Source organism: Streptomyces sp. NPDC030296 (assembly GCF_055572815.1).
In genome coordinates this window covers 362,907-375,508 of sequence record NZ_JBVICQ010000002.1, presented here as the reverse complement: position 1 = coordinate 375,508, position 12,602 = coordinate 362,907, and the positions used below count along the sequence as shown (strand labels likewise).

Here is a 12,602-nt window from a genome sequence, read left to right as displayed (position 1 = left end):
CAGTGCCGAGGCATAGACTTCGACGCTGTCCCCCAGACTGTCCGCAGCCCGTCGGGGACCCGTCGTCGCCCTGTCGTCCGCAGTTCTCCCTGGAGGCCGAAGCCGTGTCAAAGCCGCCGTTCACGCACCTGCACGTCCACACCCAGTACTCGCTGCTGGACGGTGCCGCGCGGCTCAAGGACATGTTCAACGCGTGCAACGAGATGGGCATGACCCACATCGCGATGTCCGACCACGGCAACCTCCACGGCGCGTACGACTTCTTCCACTCCGCGCAGAAGGCCGGGATCACCCCGATCATCGGCATCGAGGCCTATGTCGCCCCCGAGTCCCGGCGGAACAAGCGGAAGATCCAGTGGGGCCAGCCGCACCAGAAGCGCGACGACGTCTCCGGTTCCGGTGGTTACACCCACAAGACGATGTGGGCGGTGAACTCGACGGGCCTGCACAACCTCTTCCGCCTCTCCTCGGACGCCTACGCCGAGGGCTGGCTGCAGAAGTGGCCCCGTATGGACAAGGAGACCATCTCCAAGTGGTCCGAGGGGATCGTCGCCTCCACCGGCTGCCCCTCCGGTGAGCTCCAGACCCGGCTGCGCCTCGGCCAGTACGACGAGGCGCTGAAGGCGGCCGCCGAGTACCAGGACATCTTCGGCAAGGACCGGTACTTCCTGGAGCTGATGGACCACGGCATCGAGATCGAGCACCGGGTCCGTGACGGCCTGCTGGAGATCGGCAAGAAGCTCGGCATCCCCCCGCTGGTCACCAACGACTCGCACTACACCTACGCCCACGAGGCGACCGCGCACGACGCCCTGCTGTGCATCCAGACCGGCAAGAACCTCTCCGACCCGGACCGCTTCAAGTTCGACGGCACCGGCTACTACCTGAAGTCCACGGACGAGATGTACGCCATCGACTCCTCGGACGCCTGGCAGGAGGGCTGCGCCAACACCCTGCTGATCGCCGAGATGGTCGACACCAAGGGCATGTTCGAAAAGCGCGACCTGATGCCCAAGTTCGACATCCCCGAGGGGTACACGGAGGTCAGCTGGTTCCGCGAGGAGACCATGCGCGGCATGCACCGCCGGTTCCCGGACGGCATCCCGGACGACCGCATGAAGCAGGTCGAGTACGAGATGGACACCATCATCTCGATGGGCTTCCCGGGCTACTTCCTCGTGGTCGCCGACTTCATCATGTGGGCCAAGAAGCAGGGCATCGCGGTCGGCCCCGGCCGAGGCTCCGCGGCCGGTTCGATCGTCGCCTACGCCCTCGGCATCACCGACCTCGACCCCATCCCGCACGGCCTGATCTTCGAGCGGTTCCTCAACCCCGAGCGCATCTCGATGCCCGATGTCGACATCGACTTCGACGAGCGCAGGCGCGTCGAGGTGATCCGGTACGTGACCGAGAAGTACGGCGCCGACAAGGTCGCCATGATCGGCACGTACGGCACCATCAAGGCGAAGAACGCGATCAAGGACTCCGCGCGCGTGCTGGGCTACCCGTACGCGATGGGCGACCGCATCACCAAGGCCATGCCCGCCGACGTCCTCGGCAAGGGCATCCCGCTCTCCGGCATCACCGACCCCAGCCACCCCCGCTACAGCGAGGCCGGCGAGGTCCGCGGGATGTACGAGAACGAACCGGACGTGAAGAAGGTCATCGACACCGCCCGCGGTGTGGAGGGTTTGGTCCGGCAGATGGGTGTGCACGCCGCCGGCGTGATCATGTCCAGCGAGACCATCACCGAGCACGTCCCCGTCTGGGTCAGGCACACCGACGGCGTGACCATCACCCAGTGGGACTACCCGAGCTGCGAGTCGCTCGGCCTGCTGAAGATGGACTTCCTCGGCCTGCGCAACCTGACGATCATGGACGACGCCGTCAAGATGGTGAAGTCCAACAAGGGCATCGACATCGACCTGCTGTCGCTGCCGCTGGACGACCCCACGACCTTCGAACTGCTCCAGCGCGGCGACACCCTGGGCGTCTTCCAGTTCGACGGCGGCCCCATGCGCTCCCTGCTGCGCCTGATGAAGCCCGACAACTTCGAAGACATCTCCGCCGTGTCGGCCCTGTACCGCCCGGGCCCGATGGGCATGAACTCCCACACGAACTACGCGCTGCGCAAGAACGGGCAGCAGGAGATCACGCCGATCCACCCCGAGCTCGAGGCGCCGCTCAAGGAGGTGCTGGACGTCACCTACGGCCTCATCGTCTACCAGGAGCAGGTGCAGAAGGCCGCCCAGATCATCGCCGGCTACTCGCTCGGCGAGGCCGACATCCTCCGCCGCGTCATGGGCAAGAAGAAGCCCGACGAGCTGGCGAAGAACTTCACCATCTTCCAGTCCGGCGCCCAGAAGAACGGCTACAGCGACGAGGCCATCCAGGCCCTGTGGGACGTGCTGGTCCCCTTCGCCGGCTACGCCTTCAACAAGGCGCACTCCGCCGCGTACGGACTGGTCTCCTACTGGACCGCCTACCTCAAGGCGAACCACCCGGCCGAGTACATGGCCGCGCTCCTCACCTCGGTCAAGGACGACAAGGACAAGTCCGCGATCTACCTGAACGAGTGCCGGCGCATGGGCATCAAGGTGCTCCCGCCCAACGTCAACGAGTCGGTGCACAACTTCGCCGCCCAGGGCGACGACGTGATCCTGTTCGGCCTGGAGGCCGTGCGCAACGTCGGCACCAACGTGGTCGACGCGATCATCCGCTCCCGCAAGGCGAAGGGGAAGTACGCCTCCTTCCCCGACTACCTGGACAAGGTCGAGGCCGCCGCCTGCAACAAGCGCACCACGGAATCGCTGATCAAGGCCGGTGCCTTCGACACCCTCGGCCACACCCGCAAGGGCCTCACCGCCCAGTTCGAACCCATGATCGACAACGTGGTGGCGGTCAAGCGCAAGGAGGCCGAGGGCCAGTTCGACCTCTTCGGCGGCATGGGTGAGGAGCAGAGCAGCGAGCCCGGCTTCGGACTCGACGTCCAGTTCACCGACGACGAGTGGGACAAGGCCTACCTCCTCGCCCAGGAGCGGGAGATGCTCGGCCTCTATGTCTCCGACCACCCGCTGTTCGGCCTGGAGCACGTGCTGTCCGACAAGGCCGACGCGGGCATCGCCCAGCTCACCGGCGGTGAGCACGCGGACGGCGCGGTGGTCACCATCGGCGGCATCATCTCCGGCCTCCAGCGCAAGATGACCAAGCAGGGCAACGCCTGGGCCATCGCCACCGTCGAGGACCTCGCCGGCTCCATCGAATGCATGTTCTTCCCGGCGACCTATCAGCTCGTCTCGACCCAGCTCGTCGAGGACGCCGTCGTCTTCGTCAAGGGCCGTCTCGACAAGCGCGAGGACGTCCCCCGGCTCGTCGCGATGGAGCTCCAGGTCCCCGACCTGTCCAACGCCGGCACCAACGCGCCCGTGATCCTCACCATCCCCGCCACCCGGGTGACCCCGCCCATGGTCAGCCGGCTCGGCGAGATCCTCACCCACCACAAGGGCGAGAGCGAGGTGCGCATCCGGCTCCAGGGGCCCACCAAGACCACGGTGCTCCGCCTCGACCGACACCGGGTGAAGCCGGACCCGGCCCTCTTCGGTGACCTGAAGGTACTGCTCGGTCCGTCCTGCCTGGCCGGCTGAGTCCGCCCCGGCGGACCCCAGGGGCGTGAGCGCGCGAGGGGCGCATCCGGAGTTCCGGATGCGCCCCTCGGTGCCATGGGGCTGCGATCAGCCCGTCACACGGATGTCAGTTGTGGCCGAAGCGCTTCTGCCGGCCCTTGCGGGCCATGTCGCCGGGGGTCACCGAGGCGACAGGCTGGTCGGCGCCCGACTCCATGGAGGACGGCTGTACCTCCTGCTGACCACGCTCGGACTGGGGCTGCTTACGGTCCTGCTTCTTGTTCTTGGCCATGGTGATCTGCCTCCCGTGGGTGATCTAGGGGCCAGGGCCGCGACCAGATTCACATAGCCCGACACGCCGCGCATGTCAGGGAATCACCGTCCGTGACGACCGTTGTCGGCACCTGCGGTGCGATGCGCGGCGCGACCGGCGCATACGCCACGCCGATGATCCAGTTCCGGCCGTTAACCTCCGCGCGGTCGGGCAGACTCGAAGGAAGCCCTAAGGACACCTCCCGGAAAGAGGGTGGATCGAGTGGACCGCTGCATCGTCCTGGTGGACGCCGGGTATCTGCTCGGCGCGGCCGCCAGCCTCCTCGCCGGGGAACCCTCCCGCTCCCGCATCACCGTCGACCACACGGCCCTCATCCAGGGCCTGCGCGAACGCGCCGAGGCCGACACCGAACGCCCCCTGCTGCGCATCTACTGGTTCGACGGCGCCCCCGACCGCGTACCGCAGCCCGAGCACCGCAGGCTGCGCGTGATGCCCAGGGTGACCGTCCGGCTCGGCGCGCTGACCCGCAGCGACGGGCGCTGGGCGCAGAAGGGCGTGGACGCCGCCATGCACGCCGAGCTGACCGAGCTGGCCCGCAACCGGGCCTGCTCCGACGTCGTCCTCGTCACCGGCGACGGGGATCTCCTGCCGGGCATGATGGCGGCCAAGGAGCACGGCGTCGCCGTGCACCTGTGGGCGGTGCAGGCCGCCGACGGGGACTACAACCAGTCCGAGGACCTGGTCGCCGAGGCCGACGAGCGGCGCGTCCTCGACCGGGCGTGGATCACCAAGGCCGTACGGGCGAAGGACCTCGGCGGGGTCTGCGCGCCGCCTCCCGTGCCCCGCCCGGAGATCGCCGCGATCCTGTCGGCGCCGCTGCCGGAGTCCGCCCTCGCCGCGGCGGAACGGACGGCGCCCGAGCCCGAGCAGGCCCCCGCGGGACGCAACGGGACCGCCGAGCGGGTGCCCGCCGCCAAGGGCGTACCGACGCCGAAGGACCTCGCCGCCCTGCGGGGACCCGGCACGCACCCCGCGCAGCACCCGGCGACCGCCACGCTGCGCTGGTCCTCCGACAAGGGGTGGGTGGACCGGCCCGGTGCCACGGCGGAGCCGCCGGAGGCGGCGGCGATGCCGACGCTGGCGCAGCTGACCACGGCGGAGCAGCGGTGGGCCGACCGTGAGGAGGACATCACCACGGTCGGCGGTGACCCCTTCGAGGTGGGACAGGTGTTCGCCCGGCGGTGGATCTCACGGCTGACCGACCAGTCCCATGTGCAGAAGCTGTCGGCGATGTACCCGCGGGTGCCGCACCGCGTGGACGGGGAGCTGCTGCGGTACGCGGCCCGGTTCGGGCTGCTCGCGCACAAGGACGACCAGATCGACGAGCACGACCGGTACGCCATCCGGGCCGGGTTCTGGCGCGAGATCGATGTGCGGACGGCCACGGAGCACGCACCGGCCGGGGAGTGAGCCCGCGGCACCGCCCGGGCCTGCGCGTTCGCCGGCGGCGACGGGCTCACCGCGGCGTGTCGCCCGGTTCCCCGCGCCCCGGGAGGGGTGCCCCGGAGACGATTCGGTCCCCGGGACCCCGTAGGCTCGTCCCTCGTGAGTACGCGTTCGGCACAGGCGGTTCGGCATGACGGGGATGTCGTGTGTGCCGTGCGGGGCCTCACCAAGACGTATCCGGCGACCCGGGGACGGCGCGGGACGCCGGGAACCCCCGAGGTACGGGCCAACGACGCGGTCGGACTGGAGGTCCGGCGCGGCGAGATCTTCGGACTGCTCGGGCCCAACGGCGCCGGAAAGACCACCCTCGTACGGCAGCTGACCGGGCTCATGCGGCCCGATGACGGCACCGTCGAGATCCTCGGGCACGACATCGTGCGCCACCCGGAGCGGGCCGCGCGCATCCTCGCCTACCTGGGCCAGGAGTCGACCGCGCTCGACGAGCTGACCGTGGCGCTGGCCGCCGAGACCACCGGGCGGCTGCGCGGCCTCGACGTACGGCGGGCGCGCGCCGAGCGGGACGCCGTCCTCGACGAACTCGGGCTGAGCTGCCTCGCCGCACGGCCCCTGAAGAAACTGTCCGGAGGGCAGCGCCGGCTCGCCTGTTTCGCCACCGCGCTGGTGGGCGAGCGCCCGCTGCTCGTGCTGGACGAGCCGACCAGCGGCATGGACCCCGTGGCCCGGCGGTCCGTGTGGGCGGCCGTCGACCGGCGGCGCGCCGAGTCCGGCACCACCGTCCTGCTGGTCACCCACAACGTCATCGAGGCCGAGACCGTCCTCGACCGGGTCGCCGTCCTCGACCAGGGGCGGGTCATCGCCTGCGACACCCCGGCCGGGCTGAAGGAGAAGGTCGCCGGCGAGGTCCGCGTCGACCTGGTGTGGCGCGAGCGGGCCCCGCTGGACGTGCCCGAGGTCGCCGCCCTGCTGCCGAGGGCCGTGGAGTCCGGCCGCCGCTGGACACTGCGGCTCGCCCCGGAGGAGGCGCGCGCGGTGGTGGCCACCGTCACCGGCGGCGCCGCCTTCGTCGCGCTCGACGACTTCACGCTCGCCACACCGAGCCTGGAGGACGTCTACCTGGCGCTCGGCGGCAGCGCGGGCCACGCACAGGGCCTGGTCAAGGCGTGAGGGGCGCGGGCATGGGCCGGACGGCGCCCGGTACCGACGTGAACGCCAGGGCTGCCGCAGCCGTACGAGAATGGGCGACAGCCGAAGCGCGAAGGAGCAGCTCGACGTGAGTGTCGTACCCGCCGAGGCACTGCCGGGCAGTGCCCTGGCAGTCGAGGAGCGTGCGGAGCGGGAGGCCGCCGAGCTGGGGCCCCGCGCCCGGCTGTGGCCCTCCCTCGCCGCCGTGTACCGGGCGCAGCTCTCCCGGGCGCGGGTCGCGCGGATCCCGCTGCTGTTCGTCGCCACCTTCCAGTCGATCGGGATCATGATCTTGATGCGCGGTGTGGTGGACGGCGGAGCCGAGGCGCGGGCCGTCGTCGCCGGATCGTCCGTGCTGGTCGTCGCGTTCGTGGCGCTGAACCTGCTGGCGCAGTACTTCGGGCAGCTGCGCTCCAGTGGCGGCCTCGACCACTACGCGACCCTGCCGGTGCCGCCGGCCGCCGTCGTCCTCGGTGCCGCCGGCGCGTACGCGTCGTTCACCGTGCCGGGCACCGTCGTCACCGCCGTGTTCGGGTGCGTGCTGTTCGGGCTGCCGCTGGCCCACCTGTGGGTGCTCGCCGCGGTGATCCCGCTCGCCGGGGCCGCCCTCGCCGGGCTCGGCGCCGCGCTGGGGCTGCTCGCCCCGCGCCCCGAACTCGCCACCGTCCTCGGTCAGCTCGGCATGTCGGCGGCGCTGCTGCTGGGCGTGCTCCCGGCCGACCGGATGCCCGCCCTGATCCAGTTCGCCCGCGATCTGCTGCCCTCCACCTACGGCGTCGAGGCCTTCGCGCGGACCTTCGGGCCGCACCCCGACTGGGCGTTCGTCCTCGGCGACCTCGCCGTGTGCGCGGGCGTCGGTGTCGTCTCCCTCGCCGTCGCCACCTGGGCGTACCGCAGGGCCGCCGTCCGGTGACGCGCCGCACAGCCGCGCCTGGCACGATGTCAGAGTGACCGCACCGTTTTCTTCGCCTCCGCCGCAGCCGCACCACCAGCCGCCGACCGACCCCTGGGCACCGCCGCCCACCGACGGACACGGTGAGGGACACGGGTGGCACGAGCCGGAGGAGCCGTCCGGGCCCGGGCTGCGGAGAGAGCTGCTGGAGGCCGCCGTCGTCACGGTGGTCATGACGCTGGTCGGCGGGGTGCTGCTCGGAGTGCTGTGGTGGTGGCTCGCCCCGCACGTGCCGCTCGTCTCCGACGGGTCGGCGGTCTACTTCAAGGACACCGAGGGGGAGCAGGCCGTCGGCGTCGACGGAACGTTCACGCTGCTCGCGCTGGGCATGGGCGCGGTGAGCGGGCTCCTCGTCTTCCTCCCGCGCCGACGCGGCGGTGTGCCGCTGGTCGCGGCGCTCGCCGTGGGCGGACTGCTGGGTGCGGTCGTGGCGTGGCGGCTCGGGGTGTGGCTCGGGCCCGGCACGGATGTGGTGGCACGGGCGAAGGAAGCGGGCCGGGGGGTGACGTTCTCGGCGCCGCTGAAGCTGGCGGCCAAGGGGGCGTTGCTGGCGTGGCCGTTGGCGGGGCTGTTGGTGCACCTGGTGTTGACGGGGCTGTTCGGGCCGCGGGATCCGGAGCGGTTCGAGGAGTACGAGGGCGCCAAATGACTCGGGGGTGCGCGGTTCGTTGGCGGCTGCGGGTGCGTGGGGGTTGTTCGCGCAGTTCCCCGCGCCCCTGAGAAGCGACCGGGGCTGCGCACCGTGCTTTTCCCATGAAGGGCGGGCCGCAGGCCCGTTCCCTTCAGGGGCGCGGGGAACTGCGCGAGAAACCACGAACCACCCGCAGTCGCCCAACCGCACCCGCCCCCGAGCTACCAGGCGCCCGAAGCCCTCGCGATCGGCGCCGTCGTCGCCCCCGTCAACGCCGCCAGATCCCCCGGCGCCAGCTCGACCTCCAGCCCCCGGCGGCCCGCCGAGACGCAGATCGTGGTGTGGCCGGAGGCCGACTCGTCCAGGACCGTGCGGAGCTTCTTGCGCTGGCCCAGCGGGGAGATGCCCCCGCGGACGTACCCCGTCGTGCGTTCCGCCAGCGTGGGGTCCGCCATCGCCGCCCGCTTCCCGCCGACCGCCGTCGCCAGCGACTTCAGGTCCAGCTGGCCCGCGACCGGCACCACGGCCACGACGAGCGCACCGTCGACGTCCGCGACGAGGGTCTTGAAGACGCGCTCGGGCGGGACGCCCATCGCCTCCGCCGCCTCCTCGCCGTAGGAGGGGTGGGACGGGTCGTGCTCATAGGCGTGGACGGTGAACTCCACGCCCGCCGCCGTCAGCGCCACCGTCGCCGGCGTGCCCCCCGCCTGCTGCTTCTTCGCCTTCTTCGCCATCCCAGCCTGTTCCCGGTAGCCGTGTCCGCGAGCCGTCCTCAGTTGAGGCTCGTCGGACCCCGCGTCAGCTCCGACGCGGGCAACGACGGCAGACTACGGATGATCGCGCTCTCGGCGCGCAGGAGTTTCAGCTCGTCACGCAGCCGGGACGCGGTGTCGGGGGCCTGCAGGAGCCGCTGCTTGGCCGGTGTGTCCAGCATCATGGCCGCGGCGACCAGGTACGACACCACGGCCGGCTCGTCGGGCAGGTCCGCGCCCGTCGACAGCGAGCGCTCCCGCGCCCCCGCCAGACGCTTCTGGTACTGGCGGAAGGCCCGCAGCACGCCCTCGGCGAGCGCGCCCGCCTCGTCGCCGGGTGCCTCCGGCAGCTCCTCCAGGTCCGCCACGAGGAACGGTCCGCTCGTGTCGAGGGAGAGCAGCCGTACCCGGTTCGTGCCGGTGGCGAGCACCTCGAACGTGCCGTTGTCGCGCTCCCTGATGGTGGCCGCGTCGGCGATGCAGCCCACCGTGTGGAACGCCTTGGCAGGGTCGTCGCCGAACCCGGCGGTCGGACCGCGCTCCGGGAGCGCCGTCGGATCCGGCATGCCGGGCGCGCTCGGCGCGACCTCGTGGCCGTCGCGGATGGCGACGACGGCGAAGCGGCGGGGTTCGTCCTCGGGGGTCTTCAGCAACTCGCGCATCATGGCGCGGTAGCGCTCCTCGAAGATGTTCAGAGGAAGCACGAGCCCCGGGTACAACACCGAGTTCAGGGGGAAGAGCGGCAGCCGGACGGTGGTCACGAGGCCAGAGCCTAGTCGCCGTAGGGGCGCGCGCGTTCGCTCGTACTGGTTTGTGACCTTGCCGCGGGACTCCCGGCGCGCTTCTGGGACCGCGTCAGCAGCGGCATCGAGGACGCCACCTCCAGCCGTACCCCGTCCCGTAGTTGGAGGAACTGGCCCAGCGGATCGCCGGAGATCCGGTCCCAGGGGAACGAGGTGGCGTACGGGCCGATCCTGCGCAGTTGCTCCAGGGCGTCCGGCCAGCGTTCGAGACGGACCAGGACGTAGGTGAGGAGGTTGCGGACCTCGGCGGGCCAGGGGTCGCCGGGCTCGTACGCGGCGGAGAGCGCGATGGCGCGGTCCGCCGCCTCGTCCAGCCGGGCGCGCCGCACCTCGGGGCCGCCGCCGTCGACGAGATGGGCGAAGGCCGCCCGGACCGGGAGGGCCTGGACGAGGGAGCCGGGCAGGGCGGCCTCGGCGGCCCGTTCGGCGAAGTCGAAGCACTCCGAGTGCGAGCCGTACCAGGCTGCGGAGAGGTACTTCAGGGCGGAGACATGGCAGCCGTAGTGGTGCGGGGAGCGGGAGACGGCCTCCGCCCACAGCCGTTCGAAGCCGGCGCGGCCGACGCCCGTGCCCCGCGCGTGGTCCAGCGCGATCCGCCACGGCACGGGGTCGCGCGGCTCGCGCTCGGCGGCCGCCATGATCAACGGGCCTGCCTCGCGCAGCAGTTCCACCCTGGCGGGGGAGTGCCAGCCACGGGTCACCGCCAGCTCGGCCCTGACCAGCAGGACGTCCGGGTCGTGCGGGGCGGCGCGCCGCCACTCGTGCAGCCAGGGGTGGCGCGCGCGGGCGAAGGAGGCGAGCCGCAGCGTGTACCGGTCGCGGTTCTCCCACTCCACCGCCTCCCGCGTCGTCGCGAGGAGCCGGGCCGCGGGCGCGTACTCCCCCCGGCCGGCCGCGACCAGCGCGGGCCCGAGCCGCTCGTCGGGGGCGTCGAGCAGCACGTCGTCGTCGGCCGGCAGACCGTCGGCGAGGCCCGAGGTGTGCCGCGCCATCCGTGCCGTGCGCACGAGCGCACGCAGCAGGTCCATGTGGCGCGCCCCCTTAGCGCCCGGCCGGTCCGCTCGGCGGGACCGGTGCTCACCGTTCAGGTACAACGCCTCGACGGTGGTGTCGTGGTCGGTGGTTCGAGGGGAAGACGGAGCGCGGGCGGCTCGGGTTGTGCCTCTTCACAACCTTTTCAGTTCCTGCTCAGCAGCCGTGTGGCGCCGGCGGCGACCGTCGTCGCGAGGATCCAGCCCAGCAGGATCACCACCACCGCGAGCCACTGCCAGCCGCCCCGCAGCTGCCAGTAGCCGACCTGGCCGAGGTCGATCACCGGGAGCAGTAGATCCAGGGCGAACAGGGACGGACTCCAGTGCGGGTGCTCACCGGTCTTCATCGGCGGATGGTCCGCGTGGGAAAAGGCGTACGAGGTGAGCGCCCACAGCAGCGCCATCCAGACGGCGGCCCGTCCCGGCCGGTACCCGTACGCCACCGTCCAGTCCTGCGCGTAGCCCCACAGCTTGGCCGCGAGCGGCAGGTTCTCCCGGCGGTGGCGCTGCTTGGCGAGGAGCACGTCGCGGGCGCCCTCGTCGTCGCCGCTGGCCCGCAGCACGGTCGCGAGCCGCTCGTACGGCTCCGGCTGGTACTCGGGGGTCGCCGCCGCCACCCACTCCAGCCGTCCGGCCAGCGGGAACCGGTCGCGGGGCACGAGGTTCTCGTACTGGAAGCCGCCCATCTGGAGGTTGCCGGGACCGGGCCAGCTGTCCGCCCGGTCGATGAGGACACCGACCCGGGCGCCCGACAGCACGACCTTGCCGCGCTCGGGCCGCTCGCCGAGGAAGCGCAGCTCGGGCACCTGGACCCGGCGCAGGGACAGCTCCTGTTCGTCCGTGAAGGTGAACCTGGCCCGCTCCAGGTCGACGGCGTCCCCGAAACGCCCGTCGTCCAGCCGTATCCCGCCCTGGCACTCGAACCGCTGGACGCGGGTGCCGCGCGCGGGCGTGCTGCCGCTGGTGTACAGCGGATTGCCCACGCCGGCGGGGGTCAGATAGAGAGTGCGCTCGACGGTCAGCTGGGGTGCGTTCAGGGCGAGGCGGCCGTAGGGGTTGGCGAGCCGGCTGCCGCGCAGGCTGAGCGACGCGCCGACGGTCGCCCCGCGCAGGCTCAGCTCCCCGTGCGACTCCAGCATCTCCGCCTGCACGTCCTGGGCGACGCTGAGACCGTCGGCGGACAGGGAGCGGCCGTGCCGGTCGCGGTAGACGACCGCCTGGTTGAGCAGCAGATCGGTGCCGATGTGCGCGTCGGCGAGCCGCACCCCGTTGTGGAAGCGGCAGCGCGGCAGATGCAGATCGCCCTCCGTGTGCAGCCGGGCCGCCTCCAGCCGCGGCACCGAGCAGTCCACCAGCCGGACGGTGGTGAACCGGGCCTCCGGCAGCAGGATCTCCTTCTCGAAGCGGCAGCCCTTCATCTCCACGTACGGCACCACCTGGCCGCCCGCCAGCTCCAGGACGCCCTTGATCTGCACGCCGACCAGCTTGAGCGCGGACACCCGCCCGGCCAGCGCGGGCGGCCCGTCCAGCAGCAGCCAGGCCACGATCCGGGCCCGTACCGTCCGCTCCGGGCCCCAGGGGTGGCCGCCGTGCGGATCGTCCTCGGCGGTGTCGCCGCTGCGGAGGTCGTACACGCTGCCGTTGCGGAACGCCTGCCACATACCGGCCTCGGCGGCGGTGAGGTCGTCCGGGATCTCCCCGTCGTCCCGGATGGCGGCACCCTCGCTCACGGCTGTTCCTTCCTCCGTCTCCGTCACTCGTGTGTATCGCACAACAGTTCATGCTGGTGATGCCCGCTGAGTGACGCCCCGAACGCTAGACGTGAAGAGGATCTTCCGGGTTTCGCCGTGGACGCGTATCAGCCATTGGAACGTGCGGACGGCCGCC

10 protein-coding genes are annotated in these 12,602 nt (G+C 71.6%); 5 read left to right on the top strand and 5 right to left on the bottom strand.

The genetic code is table 11. The features are described from left to right. Positions 1-104: 104 nt before the first annotated feature. A complete protein-coding gene (dnaE, locus tag ACZ4Z3_RS05645; RefSeq protein WP_468499816.1) occupies positions 105-3,644 on the top strand; it encodes a DNA polymerase III subunit alpha in 3,540 nt (1,179 codons plus the stop codon). 106 nt (positions 3,645-3,750) lie between these two features. Here dnaE and ACZ4Z3_RS05640 read toward each other — a convergent pair whose 3' ends face one another. Then, positions 3,751-3,915 carry a hypothetical protein gene (locus ACZ4Z3_RS05640; protein ID WP_468499815.1) on the bottom strand — a complete coding sequence of 55 codons (165 nt, stop codon included), beginning with the start codon at positions 3,913-3,915 and terminating at the stop codon, positions 3,751-3,753. A 243-nt stretch (positions 3,916-4,158) separates the two neighbouring features. Here ACZ4Z3_RS05640 and ACZ4Z3_RS05635 point away from each other — a divergent pair, with 243 nt between their 5' ends. From ACZ4Z3_RS05635 to ACZ4Z3_RS05620, 4 genes are all read left to right on the top strand, one after another. Next, on the top strand, positions 4,159-5,367 hold the full coding sequence (locus ACZ4Z3_RS05635; RefSeq protein WP_468499814.1) for an NYN domain-containing protein: 1,209 nt from the start codon (positions 4,159-4,161) through the stop codon (positions 5,365-5,367). A 135-nt stretch (positions 5,368-5,502) separates the two neighbouring features. Further along, on the top strand, positions 5,503-6,528 hold the full coding sequence (locus tag ACZ4Z3_RS05630; protein ID WP_468499813.1) for an ABC transporter ATP-binding protein: 1,026 nt from the start codon (positions 5,503-5,505) through the stop codon (positions 6,526-6,528). Positions 6,529-6,634: 106 nt separating this feature from the next. Then, positions 6,635-7,459 carry an ABC transporter permease gene (locus ACZ4Z3_RS05625; RefSeq protein WP_180303892.1) on the top strand — a complete coding sequence of 275 codons (825 nt, stop codon included), beginning with the start codon at positions 6,635-6,637 and terminating at the stop codon, positions 7,457-7,459. A 34-nt stretch (positions 7,460-7,493) separates the two neighbouring features. Next, entirely contained in the window at positions 7,494-8,147 is a 654-nt protein-coding gene (locus ACZ4Z3_RS05620) for a DUF2567 domain-containing protein (protein ID WP_468499812.1), read from the top strand. A 203-nt stretch (positions 8,148-8,350) separates the two neighbouring features. Here ACZ4Z3_RS05620 and ybaK read toward each other — a convergent pair whose 3' ends face one another. The 4 genes from ybaK to ACZ4Z3_RS05600 form a co-directional block, all read right to left on the bottom strand. Then, the gene (gene ybaK / locus ACZ4Z3_RS05615; RefSeq protein ID WP_468499811.1) at positions 8,351-8,863 is read right to left on the bottom strand and encodes a Cys-tRNA(Pro) deacylase; all 513 of its coding nucleotides are present in this window, start codon (positions 8,861-8,863) and stop codon (positions 8,351-8,353) included. A 38-nt stretch (positions 8,864-8,901) separates the two neighbouring features. Then, complete coding sequence (locus ACZ4Z3_RS05610) at positions 8,902-9,642, bottom strand: LON peptidase substrate-binding domain-containing protein (RefSeq protein WP_055536690.1); 741 nt, start codon at positions 9,640-9,642, stop codon at positions 8,902-8,904. 11 nt (positions 9,643-9,653) lie between these two features. After that, on the bottom strand, positions 9,654-10,712 hold the full coding sequence (locus ACZ4Z3_RS05605; protein ID WP_468499810.1) for a hypothetical protein: 1,059 nt from the start codon (positions 10,710-10,712) through the stop codon (positions 9,654-9,656). A 149-nt stretch (positions 10,713-10,861) separates the two neighbouring features. Further along, positions 10,862-12,445 (bottom strand): oxidoreductase, encoded by a 1,584-nt coding sequence (locus tag ACZ4Z3_RS05600; RefSeq protein ID WP_468499809.1) that lies wholly within the window; start codon positions 12,443-12,445, stop codon positions 10,862-10,864. Positions 12,446-12,602: the final 157 nt, after the last annotated feature.